Source organism: Yoonia sp. SS1-5 (genome assembly GCF_038443705.2).
GTDB classification, from domain to species: Bacteria; Pseudomonadota; Alphaproteobacteria; order Rhodobacterales; family Rhodobacteraceae; genus Yoonia; species Yoonia rhodophyticola.
On sequence record NZ_CP151767.2, the window covers coordinates 421,601 to 441,564 of the forward strand.

Consider the following 19,964-nt stretch of genomic DNA (forward strand, 5'->3'; position numbering starts at 1 on the left):
ATGGGCGATATTCTAATCACCGATGACGAACGCGACATCCGCGAGCTGATCGCAGATATCCTGCAGGATGAAGGCTTTACCACCCGGCTTGCAGGCACGTCGGATGAATGCATGAACCAGATCGCCGCAGAGCCACCGGCGCTGATGATCCTTGATATCTGGCTGAAAGACAGCAGCATGGACGGGATTGATATCCTCAAGGCGGTCAAACGAGATCACCCCGATATTCCTATCGTCATCATTTCGGGTCACGGTAATATCGAAATCGCGGTCGCGGCGATCAAGCAGGGCGCCTACGACTTCATCGAAAAGCCGTTCAATATTGACCAGCTGATGGTGGTGATCCGGCGCGCGATGGAAACATCACGCCTGCGGCGCGAAAATAACGAACTGAAACGCGGTGAGGTTGCCAGCGCCGAAATGCTGGGCGAAAGTGCCGCGTTCCGCACGCTGAAATCACAACTCGACAAGGTGACCAAATCCAATGGCCGGGTCATGCTGACCGGACCTGCGGGCGCCGGCAAGGAGATCGCTGCCCGCTACATCCATGCCAATTCAAACCGTGCATCTGCACCGTTTGTGACGGTGAACTCGGCCTCTATTGAGCCGGAGCGGATGGAAGAGGTGCTGTTTGGCCGCGAGGATAGTGGGCGCGGTGTCGAGCCCGGCTTGCTGGAAGAAGCCAATGGCGGTGTCATCTATTTTGACGAGGTCGCGGATATGCCACTTGGCACCCAGTCGAAAATCCTGCGGGTTCTGGTCGATCAGCGCTTCCAGCGGGTCGGCGGCACCGACAAGGTGCAGGTTGATCTGCGGGTGATTTCCAGCACCAATCGCGATCTGTCCGCAGCGATCGAAATGGGCACTTTCCGCGAAGAACTTTATCACCGTCTGAATGTCGTCCCGATTGCCGTGCCCTCGCTTGAGGAACGGCGCGAGGATATTCCCGTCCTGGCCGAACATTTCATCGCCCTGTCCAACAAGGTGCAGGGTCTGCCCCTGCGCAAGCTGGCCGATGACGCCCGCGCATTACTGCAAACGATGCTGTGGCCCGGCAATGTGCGGCAGTTGAAAAACGTGGTCGAGCGGGTTCTGATCCTGGGTGAGGGCAGCGATGATATCTCGGCCAAGGAACTGCCGGCATCGGAAGAGGCCAGCGCCGAAGAGGGGCGGATCGTTCTTGGCGGCGGCCTTGCGACCCTGCCGCTGCGCGAGGCACGCGAACTGTTCGAACGTGAATACCTGCTGACCCAGATCAACCGGTTTGGCGGCAATATCAGCCGCACCGCATCATTTGTCGGCATGGAACGGTCGGCCCTACACCGCAAGCTGAAATCGCTGGGTGTGGTGACAACCAACAAGGCCGGCGGTCGCGTCGCTTATGTTGAAGGCGATGCATAGATGAAGGTCATCATTTGTGGTGCGGGCCAGGTCGGCTGGCAGATCGCGCGCCATCTGTCGGGCGAAAAGAACGACGTGACGGTTGTTGACAACAACCCCGAACTGGTGCGGCGGGCGACGGATACGCTCGACGTGCAGGGGATAGCGGGTTTTGCCAGCTATCCTGACATTCTGGATCGGGCAGGGGCGCGGGATGCCGATATGATCATCGCGGCCACCCATTCCGACGAGGTCAATATGGTGACCTGTCAGGTGGCCCATTCGGTCTTTGCCATCCAGCGCAAGATCGCGCGGCTGCGCTCGCAAAGCTATCTCGACGCGATTTATGCCGATCTCTACCGCCGCGATCACTTGCCGATTGACGTGGTGATCTCGCCCGAGAAAGAGGTTGCCGAAGCTGCCCTGCAACGGCTTGCCGCGCCGGCCGCCTTTGACACGGAAAGCTTTTTCGAGGGCAAGGCCCAGTTGCTGGGCATCATCATTGACGAGGATTGCCCCGTCATCAATACGCCGCTGCGGCAATTGACGGACCTCTTTTCAACGCTGCGGGCCATTGTGGTGGGCATCCGGCGTGACGGGGTATTGTTTGTCCCCTCACCCGGGGACCAGATATTTGCAGGCGATGATTGCTATATCTTTACCCACAACGAGGACATGACCCGCACCCTTGAAATCTTTGGCAAGACGCAATCGAAACAGGAACGGATTGTGATCATCGGGGGCGGCAATGTGGGGCTGGGCGTTGCACAAGCGCTTGAGGCCCGGACCGAACGGGTGCGGGTCAAAATGGTCGAGAAAAGCCGCGAATGCGCCGAACGCGCCGCCGACGCATTGGACCGCACGATTGTGCTGAACGGTGACGGTCTGAATAGCGGGCTGCTGGATGAGGCGGGGATTACCAATGCCGATGCGGTTCTGGCCGTTACGGATGATGACAAAACCAACCTGCTTGCCTCTGTCCGGGCCAAGGAAATGGGTTGTCCGATGTCGATCTGTCTGATCAATGACCCGACGCTTGTGCCGCTGATGGGACCTTTGGACATCGACGCCTATATCAACCCCCGCGCAACAACGGTGTCATCAATCCTGCGACATATCCGGCATGGGCGCGTGCGCGGTGTCTATTCCATCGGCGATGCCGAGGCCGAGGTGATCGAAGCACAGGTGCTTGGCACATCGCCAATTGCCGGCAAAAAGATCAAGGAAGTGGCCTTTCCCGAAGGCACGATCGTGGGCGGGGTGATGAAAAACGGCAAGGTGGTCAAGCCAACCGGTGAAACCCGGGTCGAGGAACAGGACGTGATCGCCATTTTTGCGATGGCCGATGACGTGCCCGAGGTCGAACGGCTTTTGCAGGTCTCGATCGACTTTTTCTGATGGGTTGGATCACGCGCCTGCCATTTTTTGTGGTCCTGATGGGGATCGGTGCGTTGGCGATGATCGTGCCAGCGGGGCATGCGGTTGTGATGGAAGACTTCACAACGATGCGGGCCTTCTTTTACGGCTTCATCCTGTTTTCGCTACTGACGGTGCTGATCGGGCTCGCGACAGCGGGATATGCCCCGCCAAGCGTCGCCCGCAGCCAATTGCTGGCCCTGCTTGCGGCCTTTTCAGCGCTGCCGGTGATGTTCGCAGCCCCGTTCTATGTGGCCATTCCGGGCAGTACCTTCATGGATGCCTGGTTCGAAATGGTATCAAGCTTCACCACAACAGGTGCGACGGTCTATGACAATGCGGGCCGACTGACCCCATCCTTGCACCTGTGGCGCGCGCTGGTGGGCTGGCTGGGCGGCTTGCTGGTCTGGATCACGGCAGTGTCGATCTTTGCGCCCATGAACCTTGGCGGGTTCGAGGTGCGGGCCACGGGCGGCACCGGCAAGGGGGCCGTTGCAACATTCAGTCAGATCGCGCGCATCGCAGACCCGTCCGAACGTCTGGCGCGTTACGCGGTCAAGCTGACCCCGATTTATACAGGGCTGACATTTGCCTTATGGGTTGGATTGGTGATTGCGGGGGAGTTTCCCTATATCGCCCTGTGCCACGCGATGGCGACGCTGTCCACGTCGGGGATATCGCCGATCAACGGGCTCTATTTTGCCGCGTCCGGGTTTTGGGGTGAGTTGCTGATTTTCGCGTTCTTTGTCTTTGCGATGTCCCGACTGACGTTCAGCCGCGGGCTGACCGGCGAGGATCAGCAAAAGACCTGGCGCGATCCCGAGTTTCTGACCGCCATGGTGCTGATCGGTGTGGTCACGTCGCTGCTGTTTTTGCGGCATTTCGTAGGCGCCGCCGATGATGATGGCAGCACGCTGCTTGAGATGGGGCAGGCGATCTGGGGCACGCTGTTCACGGTCACGTCCTTTTTGACGACCACCGGATTTGAGTCGCGCGACTGGGCCGGGGCGACGGATTGGTCGGGGCTCGAGACGCCGGGGTTGTTTCTTGTCGGCATGGCGCTGATCGGTGGCGGTGTTGCAACCACGGCAGGCGGGGTGAAGCTTTTGCGGATCTACGCGCTTTACCGGCATGGCGAACGCGAACAGGAACGGCTGCTGCATCCCTCATCGGTTGGCGGCGGCGGGAAAGAGGCGCGGCGCATTCGGCGGCAGGGTGCGCATATTTCATGGATATTCTTCATGCTCTTCGCGCTGAGCATTGCGGCGGTGATGATCCTGCTGTCGCTCACCGGTGTGCAGTTCGAAACATCCGCCGTATTGGCCGTTTCCGCGCTGTCCACAACCGGGCCATTGGCATCTATCGCCGCCGAGGTTCCGATTTCCTATGCGGGCATCCCGGACATGGCCAAGCTTATTCTGGCCGCGGCCATGGTGCTGGGGCGGCTGGAAACACTGGCGATCATCGCATTGTTCAACCCGGAAATCTGGGAACGATAAGCCGCTGACGCCGATAGCATTTTTGGGGGTGGAAAGTCCGAATGAGCCGCGACATACTGCCCTCAATACAACGGGGGGCCGGTGCGCGGCCGCAAGAACAACAAAAAAGGGGATCGCCATGGCTGCCGACAAGGCCAATCTTCAAGACGCATTTCTTAATCATGTCCGCAAGACCAAGGTGCCGGTAACGATCTTTCTGGTGAACGGCGTCAAATTGCAGGGCGTCATTACCTGGTTTGACAGCTTTTGCGTGCTTCTGCGCCGCGATGGGCAATCGCAGCTTGTATACAAAAGCGCGATTTCAACGATCATGCCCGCCCAGCCGATCAGCCTTTATGAAGGCGAAGAATAGTATTGCTTGAACACGATCGGCCCATCACCCGTGCCTGGGTCTTGCACCCCGATCTAAAGACCGACCATACGCGCCGCGCGGCTGAACCCGCCCTTGAGGAGGCCGTGGCACTTGCCGCTGCATTGCCTGATCTGCAGGTTGTGGGCGCGGATGTCGTACGGCTGCCGAAAATTCACCCCGGCATGTTGTTTGGCAAAGGCAAGATTGCCGAGCTGAAAGAGGCGCTGAAGGCCGCCGAGGTCGAGCTGGTGCTGATTGACGGGCCGGTGACCCCGGTCCAGCAGCGCAATCTGGAAAAGGCGTGGGGCGTCAAACTTCTGGATCGGACGGGTCTGATTCTCGAAATATTCAGCGACCGGGCGCGCACGTCAGAGGGCGTGTTGCAGGTCGAGATGGCCGCATTGTCCTATCAGCGCACCCGTCTTGTGCGCGCCTGGACGCACCTTGAACGGCAGCGGGGCGGGCTTGGCTTTGTCGGCGGCCCGGGCGAGACGCAGATCGAGGCAGACAGGCGCGCCATTGATGAGCAGCTGAACCGCTTGCGCAGGCAATTGGCCAAGGTTGTGAAGACGCGCGAACTGCATCGGGCGTCGCGGGCCAAGGTGCCGTTCCCGGTTGTGGCGCTGGTGGGCTATACAAATGCTGGCAAATCCACTCTGTTCAACCGGCTGACCGGGGCCAAGGTGTTTGCCAAGGACATGCTTTTTGCAACGCTTGATCCGACCATGCGCAAGATCATCCTGCCCGCCGGTGATGAAATTATCATGTCGGATACTGTGGGCTTTATCAGTGACTTGCCGACCGAACTTGTGGCAGCTTTCAGGGCCACATTGGAAGAAGTGCTGGACGCCAACCTGATTGTCCATGTCCGCGATATCAGCCATCCGCAGACCGAGGAACAGGCCCAGGACGTCAATACGATCCTGCAAAGCCTTGGTGTCAGCGAGGACGCACCAGTGATCGAGGTCTGGAACAAGATTGATCTTTTGCCGGATGATACGCGTGCAGCGACGTTGACCCAGGCTGACCGACGCGAGGATCTGTTTGCCATATCCGCGGTCACCGGCGCAGGGCTTGACCCTTTGCTGGCCGCCATCCCGGACAAGCTGAAAGACCCACGTCACGAGACGACATTGCATCTTGGCTTTGCGCAGGGCCGCGCGCGGGCCTGGCTGTTTGATCAGGGTGTTGTCACGGATGAGGAGCAGGATGAGGATGGTTACCAACTGACCGTTTTCTGGACCGGCCTGCAGCAAGAGCGTTTCAGACGCCTGACAACAACGGATGCGACCGGCGCATCGTCATGATTTCACGCTGCGTGACTTGATCCGGGTTTCCAAAGAACGCTTTGACAGCGCCATCTTCAGGATCAACGCATGTCAGTTGGCGGGTCTGAGAACGGAAATGCCCACCGCTGCAGCGCGGGCCAGGTCAGGATCAAGCGACATCGGAATATATTCGCCCCGGCGCCACAGCTCGCCCAGATTGTCGTAGTACCGGCTGAGCGGGTGACCGGATTGGCCCGTGGCCGTGACAAAGACAGAACTGTCTGGGTCGGCAAAGTCATACACACCGCGATAGCCCGCCGCATGCACATTCTGAAACGGTGCCACACCCGTGCCGGCGGTCTTGCCCCGTTGCAGCGTGTGATCCCCACCGCTGGTTGACTGGCGGATATTCACCACCCAGTTCAAGAGCGGCGTATTACCCAGAACCGGGTGATCATGGGTGGCCTGATGCGCATCACCCCAGCGGACAGCCTCGATCGCCTCACCGTGGTTCTCGGCAATCCAGATCAGCGCCTCGTCCAGCGCCTGACGGGCGATATCGGTGCAGGTCTCAACCGGGGCGGATTGGATGATGTCACACCAAACACTGGCCCCATCAATGTCGCGAAAGACCCGTTCGATAAAGACAGGGTCCGCATGGGTGAATTCCGGCGCAAGTGGCCCAAGCTCGTCCCGGATCAGGCGTTTCTGGAACTCGCGGACCCAGGCGGCATAGATCAGCGGCTCGGGCAGATGTTCGTTCATCTCGCCATTCCAGGCCGATAGCAGATCAAGGGCGATTTGCCTGCGCCGTTCGGGGGTGCCATCGGGGGCCGGGTCGCCCGTGTACCACAGGTCAGCACCCATCAGCGTCAGCAGAGTGCGCGCCGCAAAGCTGACCGTATCAAGTTGCGCCTCGATAAAACTGTCGCGGGTATGCACATTGCGGGCCTGCATCAACCGCCGCCAGCGGTTGATCCGCTGCGTATCGCCCCAGTGGTGGGACACATGCAGCGGAAAGGGGCGATCAATGGTCTTGTTGTTCGTGTTGCCGATGATCCCGCCATCAGGATCCACAAATTCAGGATTGTCACTATAGGGGAAGCGGCCCTGCCACCGGTTTTCGGGCAAGTAGCCATAGGATGGCAGACGCCCCTGGCTTTGATGGTTTTCATCGCGTGCGGGCAGGGCACCAACGGTTTTCATGGCGATGCGGTTGCGGTCGGCCACGGTCAGGTTCTGGGCCGGCGCGATGTAATCCTCGCCTGCCGCGATGGCCTCGCGGACTGTCCGGGCGCGCATGATCGCCATTGCCGATGACATCGACGGGTCACGGTCCGACAGCGCGCTCCATGCAATGGATGTGACATGGCCGGGCGGGGTGATAGTGCCTAGGTTAAACTGATTGGCTGGCATGACCGGGCCATTCGCCGTCCAGCGCAGCCGCAATGTCACCGCCGGAGCGTCCCTGACGGTGATGATACTGTCGCGGGTCCGGAATGGGACCCAGCCCGTCACATCCCGATACTCGTTCGGATTGGCGGGGTTCACCTCTTCAATCAGGATGTCCTGATCATCGACATAGGCGGTTGTGACGCCCCAGCCCAGATCGGCGCTGCGGCCGCTCAGGACAATCGGCATGCCCGGAATTGTGCCGCCAATGACGCCACCGGTCGAAAGTTCCAGCCGGGCCAGATACCAGATCGACGGTGCGGTCAGTTCAAGATGCGGGTCGTTGGCCAGCAACGTCGCCCCGGTGGCAGATCGGGCGGCATTTGCGGCCCAGGCATTTGAGGCACCAGCCAGCGGGCCGCGTTTCACCGGGGATATGGACTGAAACGCCATGTGCGTATTTGGCGTGAAATCAGGCACGCCGGGGATCAGTTCGGCATATTCCGGCAGGGCCGCCACGCCGTCAGTGGGATCGTCGGGCATGATGTCCCGCAGCCGTTCATTTTCGATCAGCAGCGACGTCCGTGCGCGCAAAACCTCGTTATCCAGATGCGAGGTCAGTTGCAGGGCCATCAGCTTGAGAATGGCAATGGAATCGGCCGGCTCCCAGCGGGCAATGGCGTGATTGAACAACCACATTTCCGGCGCACCGCGTCCCAGCGCGCCCTCGTTCACCTCGGCCAGCCAGGCGTTCACGCCAGCCGAATAGGCCCGCAAGGCGGCCTTGGTCTGGTCGTCCTGCGCGTTGAAGGATGAAACCGCCAGTGTGTAAATATCAAAGCGGCGCAGGACCTCGTCAATGGGTACGGTACGGGTGCCAAACAGCTCTGACAGGCGGCCTTGGGCTGTCCGGCGCAGCATCGTCATCTGCCATAGCCGGTCCTGCGCATGGGCATAGCCCAGGCCGAAATACACATCCGCGTCGTTTTGCCCAAAGATATGCGGGACATTGGCATTGTCGCGCACAATCTCGACCGGCGCCGAGATGCCGGACACCTCGTTTTCCGCGCTGTAGTCAGGCAGCGATCTGGACGCAAAGTAATAAGCCAGAACCACCGCCGCCACGGTCAGAAATATCAGGGCAGAGGCAAGCCGAACCAGCCAGCGAAAGATCAGCGCCATATCGTCTCCGGGTGCGTTTTATCGCGACAGGCTTACACCGCATATAGCGTTGTTTCCACCACCCAAATCACCCGATCTGACGCTGCAATGTCCGGATCGCCGAGTAGAGATCATCCCGGTCGGAATAAAGCCCCTCGATATAGCGGCTTCCGCCCTTGGCATCGTAGCCGTTACGCCCGTGCAGGGCCCGCCGATTGTCAAAGCCAAGAAGGTCGCCGCGCCGGTACACAATTTTCATCAGGTAGCGATCATGCTGCGCCCGGGCGGCGAAGGCCCGATAGGCGCGGTAGGCCCGGTCCTGTTCTTCTATCGGGCCGACAAAGGGGCTGCGCAGCCAGGTGTTGTAGCGCACACTTGTGATCTGGTCATCGGCATCCAGTTCGACAACAGGGCCGCTTGCCTTGTAGCTATTGGTCTTGGCGCGGTTATTGTAGGTCCAGGGTATTTCGCACAGCGCCCTGAAATGCGCGGGTTCTTCGCGGCGCATGTCCTTGGCCACGCGGTAGGCATCCACATACAGGCCTTCGCCGCCGGTTGTGGTGTTGGTCCGACAGTAAAGAAATTGCAGGCCGGGTGGGCATTCGCGGGTGGGCAGATCAATATGCTGGGGCAGGCTGTTGGCGGTATAGGCGTTGCTGTCGGGGTCATCCTTGATTTCCAGCGTATAGGTCGGCCCGAAATTCGTTCCGCGAATGGTGCCGATCCGTTGGGCGATCTCGACCAGCAGGCCATCCTGATCCGGCAGGTTTTCCAACCGGGCCACGCCATAGTCACGCAAGGCACAGAGCCAGGCCAGCATCACCTTTGGATCATCCAGCGCCGCGGGGCCGTGAAAGGTGGGTGGGCCGGGCTGTTCCTCGGCTGTCCAGAGAATGGGTTTTGGGGTCTCCGGCATCTCGCCGAAATAGGCGTGGCCACGCAGCCAGCCGGGGTGAAAGGTACTGGTGGTGTCGCCATGCGACCAGCGTACGCATATCGCGCCATTGGGCAGGATTTTGGCGGCCGCCACCTGCAGATCAGGTGCAAAATCAACCGGGTTCAGGACCGTCTCGCGCGAGAGCGGGTGCAGCACCCGCGGCGACGGATCATTCTCGGCCAGCAAAAGCGGGTGGTGCAGGCTGACCTGATCATCGGACCATGTGATGCGCAGCGCGCCACGTTCCGGCGCGACAGATACGGCATCATGCGTCACCGGCCAGGTGTCAAAATCCGGCGTGATTGGCAGTTCGGCTGCGTCTTTCATGGCTGTCTCCTTCCATAGGCAGAACCATAAAGGCGCGATTGGCCAAACCGGGCAAGGAAAATCAACGCTCGGGGATCAACCCTCGTGGGCTAAAGCGCAGCACTAGCAGCAGGATCAACCCCATCGTCAAGAGGCGCATATGGGCTGCCCCGTCAATCAAGGTCTCGCGCAGGCTGCTGGTTTCGGGCAACAGCCCTGCCAAACCACCCATCAGGGCAAGGCCCAGCGGTTCGACCATCACCCATAGCCACCAGATCAGCAATCCGCCCAAGACCGCCCCAAAGTTATTGCCGGACCCGCCCACGATCACCATGACCCAGACAAGGAACGTAAAGCGGAGCGGCTGGTAAGAGCCGGGGGTCAATTGCCCGTCAAGGGTGGTCATCATGGCACCTGAAATGCCGCAAATGGCCGACCCCAGAATGAAAATCTGCAGATGCCGGGCGGTGACATCCTTGCCCATTGCCTCGGCTGCGGTTTCATTGTCCCGGATCGCCCGCATCATGCGGCCCCAGGGACTGTTCAGCGCCTTTTGCGCAAGCACCAGCAGGATCACCAGAACAATGGTGAACAGGACCGCATAAGCAAATTTCGTATAAAGGGTCGAGGCAGTGACCGGGTCCAGGCCAAACTCTGCCGCGCGGGTGACAAAGTCGGGATCGGCCTGCAGATCAACCTCAAGCGGGACAGGGCGCGGTATCCCGATGACGTTCTTGACGCCACGGGCCAGCCAATCCTCGTTCTTGAGGATTGCGATGATGATCTCTGCAATCCCAAGCGTGGCGATGGCCAGATAGTCGGACCGCAGGCCCAAAGCCGTCTTGCCGATAATCCAGGCTGCACCAGCGGCCAGCAAACCGCCCACGGGCCAGGCAATAATGACCGGCAACCCCAATCCGCCCAGATTGCCGGTGGCTGCGGGGTTCACTGCCTCGACCGCAATAACGCCCGGGTCAAACACACCGCGATACGCGATAAACCCGATGACCAAGACGCCCAATGTCATGAAAACCCGCATGCGGCCTTCGAACCGGCGTTGTGCGAAGATCGCAGCGGCGATGGTGGCGGCACCCGCAATCAGCCCCAGGATGATTTGCACGCCGCCTGCGGCCCACGCCTCGCCCACGGGGGGCATCGCGATCAGGACTGTGGCCAAGCCGCCAAGTGCCACAAAGCCCATGACCCCGATATTGAACAGGCCCGCAAATCCCCATTGCAGGTTCACACCCAGCGCCATGATCGCCGAGATCAGACCCATGTTCACGATCAACAGGGCAGAGTTCCAGCCCTGCACCAGACCGGTCCCCAGGATCAGCAGCCCAACGCCGCAAAATAATGCTGTATTCTTCAGTGTCGGGTTCATACCGATTGCCCCTTGAACAGCCCCGTCGGCTTGAAAAGCAACACAATGATCAGGATCGCAAAGCTGACCGCAAATTTGTAATCCGTGGATAGCAGCTGGACCAGTCCGTCAGGCTCCAGACTGTCGGGCATCAGATAGACCAGCACCTTTTTCCACGCGTAGGTGATTGTCACCTCGCTGAAGGCGATGACAAATCCGCCCGCGATCGCGCCAATCGGGTTCCCCAGCCCACCCACAATGGCCGCCGCAAAGATCGGCAGCAGCAGCTGGAAATAGGTGAATGCCTTGAACGACTTGTCCAGCCCGTAAAGGACACCTGCCGTGGTGGCCAATGCGGCCACAATCATCCACGTGACCTTGACCACCCAGTCCGGATTGATGCCCGACAGCAGCGCAAGATCTTCGTTATCCGAAAAGGCGCGCATGGACTTGCCTGTTCGGGTCTTGTTGAGGAACCAGAACAGGATCGCCACGACGACAACCGCGACCACGACGGTCAATGCCTGCGTCGTTTTGATCGCCAGCCCCTCGCGCAGGCCGGTCATGTCCCTGAATTCCCGGGCGGTAACGATAAAGCGCTCTCCATCCGCAAAACGGATATCATCGACCCCGATAATGAAGCGCACAACGCCGTTCATGACGAACATCACGCCCATGGACACAATGACAAGGATCACCGGCTTTGCCCTTTGATCGCGGTAGAACTTGTAGATCAGCCAATCAATCGCGAGGACCAGCAGGATGGTCATGCCGATCCCAAAGGGCAGGGCCAGCAGGGCGGTCGGCAGGGGGCCAAAGGTGATCCCTAGTGCCAGCAGCATATTGGTGCCGATGATCGTCATGGCGGTGCCAAAGGCCATCGTGTCGCCATGGGCAAAGTTCGAAAAGCGCAGGATGCCGTAGATCAGCGTGACACCCAGCGCTCCGATGGCGAGCTGCGCGCCATAGGCGAGCCCTGGGACGATGACGAAATTGGCGAGGGCTACGATGGCATTGAGAAAATCCATTAGTATGAACCATCTACTGAGATACAATGATATTCCAGCACCTGAAGGTCTGCCGCTTCAAGGCCTGTGGTATCGCGAAAATTTTGCCCGAACCGATCGTAAAGCGTGAGCAGCTCACCGTCTTGAGAACGGTAGCCAGTCAAGATTGGAAGGCTGATGTCGCGGCTAATGGAAAGGCGATCCAAGGTTACGGTTTGGCCTTCTAGATCTGAGCCTACGAACGCGTCACCAACGCTATGATTGAATACCGTCCCTTTTGGAACGCGTCTAACTTCGTCGCTGGACTTGACGATCACGTCAGCCAATAACTCACACTCATAATGAGAAGTGGCTACTGCCGCCGAAGCAGTGGGTAAGCAGAAGGCCAACAGACCAATTCTTGTAAAAATTCTCATCCGCCCAAGAAACTCCGCGTGACTTTATTATCTATCAAAAGTTCTTTACCTGGCCCGGTACGCACATTGCGGCCCTGAACGAGAACATAGGTTTTGTATGCAATATCAAGTTCTTGGCGTGCGTCACGTTCGATCATCAGATCATGCCCTTGTTATTCACTCGTCGTCCAACTTTCATTGACGCACCTCGCAATGCCCGGTAAGGCGTGTGTCCCTGCGTGTGTCGGTGTAAGTCGCACTACCATCCGGTTGCATCACAAAAATCACGTCAGAACCGGACCATCCTTCCGCCCAGAAACCACGTGTCTTGCCGATCAAAAAGGGTTCTGCGGGAAACTGCGCATCACCCATGCTGACCATGGTCACCTTGCGGCGGGGCGGCTCGTCAGGGCTGGCAGGGGCTACGAACTGGTTGCGATCAATTGCAAAGGCAAGCGCTATCCCGTCCATGTCACAGGCAATGTTCTCGGCCCAGCAAGGGCCTGCGAAGACGGCACATATGGCTGTCTGCACCTTCATCCGCCCAAGAAACTCCGCCTGACTTCATCATCTGCCAGCAACTCTTTGCCAGTGCCGGTATGCGCATTGCGGCCCTGTACCAAAACATAGGCTTTATCCGCAATTTCAAGCGCTTGGCGCGCGTTTTGTTCCACCATCAGGATCGGGATACCGGTGCGGGCAACCTCGATGATGCGGTCGAAAAGTTCGTCCATGACGATAGGTGACACCCCGGCGGTCGGTTCATCCAGCATCAAGACCTTGGGCTGGGTCATCAGCGCGCGGCCAACGGCCACTTGCTGGCGTTGCCCGCCCGAAAGTTCGCCCGCGGCCTGTGCGCGTTTTTCCTTGAGGATCGGAAACAGGTCATAGACCTGCGCCATGGTGTCGCTGAAATCATCACGCCGGATAAATGCGCCCATCTCAAGGTTTTCCTCGACCGTCATCGAGGTAAAGATATTCGAGGTTTGCGGGACAAACCCCATCCCCTTGACCACACGCTGCTGCGGGGTCAGCTGGGTGATATCCTCGCCATCCAGCCGAACGGCGCCCTGATTGACATTCAGCATGCCAAACACAGCCTTCATCGCCGTCGATTTGCCCGCCCCATTGGGGCCAACAATCACGGCGATCTCGCCCCGTTCGGCGGCAATCGTACAACTGTGCAGGATATCGGGGCCCTTGCCATAGCCGCCGGTCATGGCGTCACCGATCAGAAACGGTTCACTCACTGATTAACATACTCTTCGAGGAAGGGCAGGTAGGTCGTCAGCGTGTTGCGCATAAGCGCCTGTTCAGACGCATCCGCGTGGTTCTGATAAATATAGTAGAATGTCCCGGCCGAGCCGATAATCGCCCCTAGCAGAATGGTAAGCAGGAATTTCATGTCTTCGTACCTTCTTTGGTGTTTTGATCATTTCACCCATTATCACTGATCCATCCGCAATTGCGACAGGAACGCCTCATGCAGTGATCTGTGACGGTCAGAGAATTTGGTCCCAATGGCAAATGTCATCAGCTGCATTGTCCGGTTGGGTGACGAAAAAATGCCATTCGCGTAGACGACATTCAGCCCGTCAATCTCAAATGTGTAGGCGATTGTCTCGATTGGTTGCCCGTCGACTTCGGACGGGTAGACATCAAGAACCGGAATATCCTCGACGCGCAGGCCCACAATGCCGGCGGCATTTTCGACCACTACCTTGCGCATAAATTCGGCCGTCATGCCATCGTCGCTGCCTAGTTCCTCGGAGATGACCTGCGCATAGTGCCTGTCATCGTAACGATAGGCCGCCGCCACATCGGGATTGGGAATTGTTGTCCGGGACCACCCATCGTTTTTGCCACAAAACCGCAGGAACCCGGTGATATCCTCGCAACCGCCCTCGGTCGGGCGCGCATAGCGCCATGTCCCATCATCTAATATCTGGATCGCGCGCCCGTCGACAACGGAACGGCCAATCACCTCTTGCGCGGTGACCCCGGTTGCCAGCGCGATGCTGAGGCCTGTGACACAAGCCCGGATCATGATACCATTTCCTTGTTCTTAAGGCCGGTGCCAAGATAGGCCTCAATCACCTGTTCATTGGCCTTGATTTCGGCCAGTGTTCCTTCGGCCAGAACGTGGCCCTCGGCCATGCAGATCACCGGGTCGCAAAGGCGGCCGATGAAATCCATATCGTGTTCAATAACCACAAACGTGTAGTTGCGTTCCTGGTTGAGGCGGATGATCGCATCGCCAATCGTATTCAGCAGGGTCCGGTTGACCCCTGCGCCCACCTCATCAAGAAACACGATCCGGGCATCAACCATCATGGTGCGGCCCAGTTCCAGCAGTTTCTTCTGCCCGCCGGACAGGTTGCCGGCTTTTTCGTCCTTCAGGTGATCAATTGTCAGGAACTCGATGACCTCATCGGCTTTGGCCTGCAGCGCGCGTTCTTCATCCGCGATGCGCCGGCGTCCAAACCAGGTGTTCCACAAACGCTCACCCGACTGGTCGCCCGGAACCATCATCAGGTTTTCACGTACCGTCATCGAGGAAAATTCATGCGCGATCTGGAATGTGCGCAGCAATCCCTTGTGAAAAAGATCATGCGGGGGCAGACCGGTAATGTCTTCGCCCGCCATCGTGACCTTGCCGGATGTAGGTTTAAGAACGCCCGCTATAACGTTGAAAAGTGTTGTTTTTCCGGCCCCATTCGGGCCAATCAACCCGGTAATGCTGCCCGGTTCGATACGCAGCGATGCGTTGTCGACGGCGCGAAACCCGCCAAAGGTCTTCACCAGGTTTTCAACAACGATCATGATCTGCCCTTTATAGAAAAGCAGCGCATCGGGTGATGCGCTGCCTTCACTGATGTTGACCGCTTAGCGGTAACCGATTGTCGAATAGACGCCATCGGCGAATTCGATTTCCTGATAGTTCCCGGCACTTTCACCCGGTCCGATCAGCTCCACCGCGGAGGCGCCGACATAGTCGATATCTTCGCCATTCGCCAACAATTCCAGACCTTTGGCCAGCTCACCGGGGAAGATTTCCGTACCCGGCGCGTTGGCGACATCAAAGACATGATCCTTGAGGTCGGCAGAGGCAGAGGATTTTGCCGCCTGCATGGCCAGCATAATCAGCGCGGCTGCATCATAGCTTTCGGGGCTGAAAGCACCAGTGCCGTCAAATCCTGCAGCCTCGGCCATTTCCACGAATTTTGCAGCACCCGGGCTGTCGGTTCCCGGATAGGCACCGAAGGATCCGTTCAGCTCTGCGCCGAAATTCTCGTTCAGCTTGGTGCCGACCATGCCATCTGGCACGTAGAATGTGTCAAACGCGCCGGTATCCAATGCAGACCGAATGACGCCGGAACCGCCCTGATCGACATAGCCCGCAACCACCAGCACTTCACCGCCCGCAGAGGCCAGCGCGCCGACTTCTGCTGAATAGTCAGCCTTGCCGTCTTCATGTGCAGCAGAAATGGTGACGGTGCCGCCAGCGTCTTCGAATGCCGCCTGGAACGCATCGGCCAGACCTTTGCCATAGTCGTTATTGGTGTAGGTCAGGGCAACTTCGCTGAAACCGCGATCTTGCAGGATGTTGGTGATGATCACGCCCTGACGGGCGTCTGATGGGGCGGTGCGGAAAAACAGGCCGTCATCCTCGGCTGTCGACAGACCGGGCGAGGTTGCGGAAGGCGAAATCATCACAACGCCATTTGCACGCGCCACGTTCGCCAGAATCGCACCCGTCACGCCGGAACAGTCGGCCCCCATGATCGCATTCACGCCATCGGACGTGACAAGGCGTTCGGCGGCGGCGGTTGCAGCGCCGGCATCAATACATGTGCTGTCGCCGCGTACGGATGTTACCTTGGCGCCGCCCAAAAGCGCACCTGATTCAGTGACTTCGGCCATCGCAAGCTCTGCACCGGATCCCATGGCGGGGGTGATCGATTCCAATGGGCCGGTGAAGCCCAGAATCACGCCAATCTTGATTTCTTCTGCATGCCCATCCGCATATGCGCCGCCTGCAATCATTGCCATGGCGGTTGTCGCCATCATCAATTTTTTCATTTGTTGTCTCCCTAGTGGATATCAGTACCCTGTCGCGCAGATTATCAGCCTGTTTCCAAAAGGAAAGGCGCAAGAAAAGGCAGGCTTACTTTCGGCAAGTGGTGCCTAGATTGACAGCCGCGCCGCGTGGCTGCCCCGTTCGCGGTAAGGGGTGGTGTCGTAATGCGACCGGTAGCATTTGGAGAAATGCGAGGGCGAGGCAAAGCCGCATGCAAGGGCCACATTGATCACCGTCATATCGGTTTGCATCAGCAGATTGCGGGCCTTTTGCAGCCGCAGTTCCATGTAATACCGCTTGGGGCTTCTGGACAGATACCGCCGGAACAGCCGTTCCAGCTGCCGGGTGGACATCTCGACATCCCGGGCGAGAATGGCCGGGCTGATCGGGTCCTCGATATTCTGTTCCATCATCTGGATGACCCGGCTTAATTTTGGATGCCGCACCCCGATGCGGGTTGGAATTGACAGCCGCTGGGTGTCCTGATCGGTGCGGATCGAGGAATAGATCAGGATGTCGGCCACGGCATTCGCCAGATCCTCACCATGATCATCGGCGATCAGTTTCAGCATCAGGTCAATTGATGCGGTGCCACCTGCGGTGGTGATCCGGTTTCCATCGACCACAAAGACCGACTTGGTCAATTCTACATCCTCGAATTCTTCGGCAAAACTGTCCTGATTTTCCCAGTGGATCGTCGCACGCCGCCCATCCAAAAGCCCCGCCTTGGCCATGCTGTAGCCTGCGGTACACAGGCCTGCGATGGTCACACCGCGCCGGGCCTCGCGCCGCAGCCAGTTCAGGCATTTTTTTGTCGTGGCCTGCTGCACATCCACACCGCCACACAGCATGATCGTGTCGTCGCGGTTCAACTCGCCCAGATCACCTTGAAGCCGAAAGGCGCAGCCATTCGAACAGGTCGCATCCTCGCCGCCTTCACCAATGATGGTCCAGCTGTAGAGTTCCTTGCCCGCCGTGCGATTGGCGATCCGCAGGCTTTCAACTGCGCTGGCAAAGCACAGCATGGTAAAATCCTGCATCAGCGTGAAGACAAATCGGCGGGGCTTGCCGCTGTGGTCGACATCGACAATTTGAGGTTCGGTTGACATGGTCTTGGCGTCCCGGCCGGAATTAACTGCGAGACCTCAGCAGGTTTGCCTGACACGATCAAGAGGGAATGTAGCAAAACCTGATCCATAGAGAGCGTGTGGTTGATGCAATTTGCCATTGGCCCGCCCGCAGACCCGCGTTATACGCAACAAATGTTAGCGGCAACGGCGCTATCACACAGGAAATGGAGCAACAAAATGACCGACTGGCAAAAATCTGACTGGCGCAAAAAGCCCCGGGTTCAGATGCCTGAGTATACCGACGCTGATGCGCTGAAATCTGTCGAAGCTCGCCTTGCCAGCTATCCTCCCTTGGTTTTTGCAGGCGAGGCCCGCAATCTGCGCGCTGAACTGGCCGCTGTCAGCCGGGGCGAGGCGTTCTTGCTGCAAGGCGGTGACTGCGCGGAAAGCTTTGCCGAATTCGCGGCGGACAGCATTCGCGACACGTTCAAGGTGATGTTGCAGATGGCGATGGTGCTGACCTATGGCGCCAAGGTGCCGGTGGTCAAAGTGGGCCGTATGGCCGGGCAGATGGCCAAACCACGCTCGGCCCCGACAGAGACGGTCAATGGTGTCGAACTGCCCAGCTATCGCGGCGATATCATCAATGGGTTCGAGTTCACGGAAAGCAGCCGCGTCCCGGACCCGGAACGCATGTTGCAGGCCTACCTGCAGGCCGCGGCCACGCTGAACCTGCTGCGTGCCTTTTCAACGGGTGGCTATGCCAACGTGCATGACGTGCATAAATGGACGCTCGGCTTCACCGATATGAACGAGGTGACCAAATATAGCGACATGGCCGCCCGGATCAGTGATACGCTTGATTTCATGGCGGCGGCTGGCCTGGATACGGACCGCAATCACGAATTGCAGACGGTGGATTTCTTTACCAGCCACGAAGCGTTGCTGCTGGAATATGAAGAGGCGCTGTGCCGGATGGATTCGACCTCGGGCAAGTGGCTTGCGGGGTCCGGTCACATGATCTGGATCGGCGACCGGACACGGCAGCCGGACGGGGCGCATGTGGAATTCTGCAAAGGGGTGATGAATCCGATTGGCCTGAAATGCGGTCCCAGCATGACCTCAGGTCATCTGAAATCGCTGATGGCATCGCTGAACCCGGACAATGAGGCCGGTCGTCTGACCCTGATTGCCCGTTTTGGTGCAGGGTCGGTGGGCGAACATCTGCCCCGGCTGATCAAGGCGGTCGAGGAAGAGGGCGCCAATGTGGTTTGGACCTGTGACGCGATGCATGGCAACACGATCAAGTCATCCACCGGCTACAAGACCCGGCCCTTTGAAAGCGTTCTGCGCGAGGTCAAGGAATTCTTTGCCGTGCATAACGCCGAAGGAACGATCCCCGGCGGCGTGCATTTCGAGATGACCGGCAAGGACGTGACGGAATGCACCGGTGGTGTGCGTGCCGTGACGGACGAGGATCTGTCAGATCGTTATCACACCGCATGTGATCCGCGCCTGAACGCCTCGCAATCGCTGGAACTTGCGTTCCTTGTGGCAGAAGAGCTTTCGGCCCGCCGCGATACGATCCAACAGGCCAAGGCGGGGTAGGGCGCAACCCTACCCGTTATTGACAACCAGTTTGAGGGCCGGACGCTGTGTGTTCGGCCCTTGTTGTTGGGTCGGCTGCACAAGCGGCTGGACACTGGCCAACTGGATACCCAGGGATTCGTGCCGGATCCGCGCACCGGATGTGATTTCAAAACGACGTGGCCGTGTGCCGGTGTTTCCTTCGGTCACAAGCGCGCCCAGAATGCGGCTGGTCTCGCCTTTTTCGTCGCGCAGCGGCAGCAACAGCATCGTGCCGGTCAGATGCGGCCGGACAAGCGAGCCGGGCGAGTTGAGCGGCAGGCACATGATCGCGGGTTCGGAAAAGGCAGCTTCGATCAGCCGGGCGATCTCATCGCGGGCTTCGGGTGCGAAAAACGTGCTGAGCGGCATCCCGCGCGCATCCATCTTGAGGATCTCGTGCAGGTGCTGACCTGCGACCCGCATCCGGGCAATACCGGGGGCCACCCGCTGCAGGATAAAGGCGTGCGGCAGAACGCTGTCGATCTGGCTGGGCTCGATATCATTGCGTGACGGAATGCGTTGGGCGTGGCGCAAAGCCTGCCAGTACCTCTCGAGGCTTTCGAGCGTTTCGTTTCCGGCTCCGGGCAGATCGGCCCTGCGGCGCTGCGGGTGATTTTCAACGATTTTCATAGTGACCTCTGCTTTCGCTGTCGTTGCGCCGGACCGGAGCAAAACCAATTTAATGTTAAAGAGGTTTTAACAAACATT

The 19,964-nt window shown here is 58.8% G+C and carries 20 protein-coding genes; 6 read left to right on the forward strand and 14 right to left on the reverse strand.

Features of this window, described 5'->3' with window-relative positions; translation table 11 throughout:
* The 5 genes from AABB31_RS03590 to hflX all read left to right on the forward strand — a co-directional run bounded on the left by AABB31_RS03590 (position 1) and on the right by hflX (position 5,954).
* A complete protein-coding gene (locus AABB31_RS03590; RefSeq protein WP_342075811.1) occupies positions 1–1,401 on the forward strand; it encodes a sigma-54 dependent transcriptional regulator in 1,401 nt (466 codons plus the stop codon).
* Positions 1,402–2,778 carry a Trk system potassium transporter TrkA gene (trkA, locus tag AABB31_RS03595; protein WP_373635437.1) on the forward strand — a complete coding sequence of 459 codons (1,377 nt, stop codon included), beginning with the start codon at positions 1,402–1,404 and terminating at the stop codon, positions 2,776–2,778. It begins immediately after the preceding gene.
* Entirely contained in the window at positions 2,778–4,295 is a 1,518-nt protein-coding gene (locus AABB31_RS03600) for a TrkH family potassium uptake protein (RefSeq protein WP_373635438.1), read from the forward strand. The genes trkA and AABB31_RS03600 overlap by 1 nt, the downstream gene beginning before the upstream one ends.
* A gap of 118 nt (positions 4,296–4,413) precedes the next feature.
* Positions 4,414–4,647: an RNA chaperone Hfq gene (gene hfq, locus AABB31_RS03605; RefSeq protein ID WP_007204924.1), complete on the forward strand. Its 234-nt coding sequence runs from the start codon at positions 4,414–4,416 to the stop codon at positions 4,645–4,647.
* Positions 4,648–4,649: 2 nt separating this feature from the next.
* Positions 4,650–5,954, forward strand: a complete 1,305-nt coding sequence (gene hflX, locus AABB31_RS03610) for a GTPase HflX (RefSeq protein ID WP_342075810.1) — start codon at positions 4,650–4,652, stop codon at positions 5,952–5,954.
* 72 nt (positions 5,955–6,026) lie between these two features.
* On the opposite strand, the gene AABB31_RS03615 is transcribed toward hflX, so the two are convergent.
* The 13 genes from AABB31_RS03615 to AABB31_RS03675 form a co-directional block, all read right to left on the reverse strand.
* On the reverse strand, positions 6,027–8,489 hold the full coding sequence (locus AABB31_RS03615; protein WP_342075809.1) for a penicillin acylase family protein: 2,463 nt from the start codon (positions 8,487–8,489) through the stop codon (positions 6,027–6,029).
* A 67-nt stretch (positions 8,490–8,556) separates the two neighbouring features.
* Positions 8,557–9,732 carry a TauD/TfdA family dioxygenase gene (locus tag AABB31_RS03620; protein ID WP_373635439.1) on the reverse strand — a complete coding sequence of 392 codons (1,176 nt, stop codon included), beginning with the start codon at positions 9,730–9,732 and terminating at the stop codon, positions 8,557–8,559.
* A gap of 61 nt (positions 9,733–9,793) precedes the next feature.
* Complete coding sequence (locus tag AABB31_RS03625; protein ID WP_342075808.1) at positions 9,794–11,095, reverse strand: branched-chain amino acid ABC transporter permease; 1,302 nt, start codon at positions 11,093–11,095, stop codon at positions 9,794–9,796.
* A complete protein-coding gene (locus AABB31_RS03630) occupies positions 11,092–12,102 on the reverse strand; it encodes a branched-chain amino acid ABC transporter permease (protein ID WP_342075807.1) in 1,011 nt (336 codons plus the stop codon). The genes AABB31_RS03625 and AABB31_RS03630 overlap by 4 nt, the downstream gene beginning before the upstream one ends.
* Positions 12,102–12,497: a hypothetical protein gene (locus AABB31_RS03635; RefSeq protein ID WP_342075806.1), complete on the reverse strand. Its 396-nt coding sequence runs from the start codon at positions 12,495–12,497 to the stop codon at positions 12,102–12,104. Before AABB31_RS03635 ends, AABB31_RS03630 begins: the two co-directional genes overlap by 1 nt.
* On the reverse strand, positions 12,494–12,634 hold the full coding sequence (locus tag AABB31_RS03640) for a hypothetical protein (RefSeq protein ID WP_373635440.1): 141 nt from the start codon (positions 12,632–12,634) through the stop codon (positions 12,494–12,496). The genes AABB31_RS03635 and AABB31_RS03640 overlap by 4 nt, the downstream gene beginning before the upstream one ends.
* Before the next feature lie 37 nt (positions 12,635–12,671).
* Positions 12,672–13,016: a hypothetical protein gene (locus AABB31_RS03645; RefSeq protein ID WP_342075805.1), complete on the reverse strand. Its 345-nt coding sequence runs from the start codon at positions 13,014–13,016 to the stop codon at positions 12,672–12,674.
* Positions 13,013–13,726, reverse strand: coding sequence for an ABC transporter ATP-binding protein (locus AABB31_RS03650; protein ID WP_342075804.1), 714 nt, complete (start codon positions 13,724–13,726; stop codon positions 13,013–13,015). Before AABB31_RS03650 ends, AABB31_RS03645 begins: the two co-directional genes overlap by 4 nt.
* The gene (locus tag AABB31_RS03655) at positions 13,723–13,881 is read right to left on the reverse strand and encodes a hypothetical protein (protein ID WP_342075803.1); all 159 of its coding nucleotides are present in this window, start codon (positions 13,879–13,881) and stop codon (positions 13,723–13,725) included. The genes AABB31_RS03650 and AABB31_RS03655 overlap by 4 nt, the downstream gene beginning before the upstream one ends.
* 42 nt (positions 13,882–13,923) lie before the next feature.
* Positions 13,924–14,523, reverse strand: coding sequence for a hypothetical protein (locus AABB31_RS03660; protein WP_342075802.1), 600 nt, complete (start codon positions 14,521–14,523; stop codon positions 13,924–13,926).
* Entirely contained in the window at positions 14,520–15,299 is a 780-nt protein-coding gene (locus AABB31_RS03665) for an ABC transporter ATP-binding protein (protein ID WP_342075801.1), read from the reverse strand. The genes AABB31_RS03660 and AABB31_RS03665 overlap by 4 nt, the downstream gene beginning before the upstream one ends.
* A 63-nt stretch (positions 15,300–15,362) precedes the next feature.
* The gene (locus tag AABB31_RS03670) at positions 15,363–16,559 is read right to left on the reverse strand and encodes an ABC transporter substrate-binding protein (protein WP_373635441.1); all 1,197 of its coding nucleotides are present in this window, start codon (positions 16,557–16,559) and stop codon (positions 15,363–15,365) included.
* 105 nt (positions 16,560–16,664) lie between these two features.
* Positions 16,665–17,666: a GlxA family transcriptional regulator gene (locus AABB31_RS03675; RefSeq protein ID WP_342075799.1), complete on the reverse strand. Its 1,002-nt coding sequence runs from the start codon at positions 17,664–17,666 to the stop codon at positions 16,665–16,667.
* 198 nt (positions 17,667–17,864) lie between these two features.
* Between AABB31_RS03675 and AABB31_RS03680 the strand changes: the two genes are divergently transcribed.
* Positions 17,865–19,235 carry a class II 3-deoxy-7-phosphoheptulonate synthase gene (locus AABB31_RS03680; protein ID WP_373635442.1) on the forward strand — a complete coding sequence of 457 codons (1,371 nt, stop codon included), beginning with the start codon at positions 17,865–17,867 and terminating at the stop codon, positions 19,233–19,235.
* Between the two features lie 9 nt (positions 19,236–19,244).
* On the opposite strand, the gene AABB31_RS03685 is transcribed toward AABB31_RS03680, so the two are convergent.
* Positions 19,245–19,886: a PAS domain-containing protein gene (locus AABB31_RS03685; protein WP_342075798.1), complete on the reverse strand. Its 642-nt coding sequence runs from the start codon at positions 19,884–19,886 to the stop codon at positions 19,245–19,247.
* Positions 19,887–19,964 lie beyond the last annotated feature (78 nt).

Bases quoted from the DNA above. Each gene is read 5' to 3' on its own strand.
- AABB31_RS03590 (WP_342075811.1), top strand. From the start codon at position 1: ATGGGCGATATTCTAATCACCGATGACGAACGCGACATCCGCGAGCTG.
- trkA (WP_373635437.1), top strand. From the start codon at position 1,402: ATGAAGGTCATCATTTGTGGTGCGGGCCAGGTCGGCTGGCAGATCGCG.
- AABB31_RS03600 (WP_373635438.1), top strand. From the start codon at position 2,778: ATGGGTTGGATCACGCGCCTGCCATTTTTTGTGGTCCTGATGGGGATC.
- hfq (WP_007204924.1), top strand. From the start codon at position 4,414: ATGGCTGCCGACAAGGCCAATCTTCAAGACGCATTTCTTAATCATGTC.
- AABB31_RS03615 (WP_342075809.1), bottom strand. From the start codon at position 8,489: ATGGCGCTGATCTTTCGCTGGCTGGTTCGGCTTGCCTCTGCCCTGATA.
- AABB31_RS03620 (WP_373635439.1), bottom strand. From the start codon at position 9,732: ATGAAAGACGCAGCCGAACTGCCAATCACGCCGGATTTTGACACCTGG.
- AABB31_RS03625 (WP_342075808.1), bottom strand. From the start codon at position 11,095: ATGAACCCGACACTGAAGAATACAGCATTATTTTGCGGCGTTGGGCTG.
- AABB31_RS03630 (WP_342075807.1), bottom strand. From the start codon at position 12,102: ATGGATTTTCTCAATGCCATCGTAGCCCTCGCCAATTTCGTCATCGTC.
- AABB31_RS03635 (WP_342075806.1), bottom strand. From the start codon at position 12,497: ATGAGAATTTTTACAAGAATTGGTCTGTTGGCCTTCTGCTTACCCACT.
- AABB31_RS03640 (WP_373635440.1), bottom strand. From the start codon at position 12,634: ATGATCGAACGTGACGCACGCCAAGAACTTGATATTGCATACAAAACC.
- AABB31_RS03645 (WP_342075805.1), bottom strand. From the start codon at position 13,016: ATGAAGGTGCAGACAGCCATATGTGCCGTCTTCGCAGGCCCTTGCTGG.
- AABB31_RS03655 (WP_342075803.1), bottom strand. From the start codon at position 13,881: ATGAAATTCCTGCTTACCATTCTGCTAGGGGCGATTATCGGCTCGGCC.
- AABB31_RS03660 (WP_342075802.1), bottom strand. From the start codon at position 14,523: ATGATCCGGGCTTGTGTCACAGGCCTCAGCATCGCGCTGGCAACCGGG.
- AABB31_RS03665 (WP_342075801.1), bottom strand. From the start codon at position 15,299: ATGATCGTTGTTGAAAACCTGGTGAAGACCTTTGGCGGGTTTCGCGCC.
- AABB31_RS03670 (WP_373635441.1), bottom strand. From the start codon at position 16,559: ATGAAAAAATTGATGATGGCGACAACCGCCATGGCAATGATTGCAGGC.
- AABB31_RS03675 (WP_342075799.1), bottom strand. From the start codon at position 17,666: ATGTCAACCGAACCTCAAATTGTCGATGTCGACCACAGCGGCAAGCCC.
- AABB31_RS03680 (WP_373635442.1), top strand. From the start codon at position 17,865: ATGACCGACTGGCAAAAATCTGACTGGCGCAAAAAGCCCCGGGTTCAG.
- AABB31_RS03685 (WP_342075798.1), bottom strand. From the start codon at position 19,886: ATGAAAATCGTTGAAAATCACCCGCAGCGCCGCAGGGCCGATCTGCCC.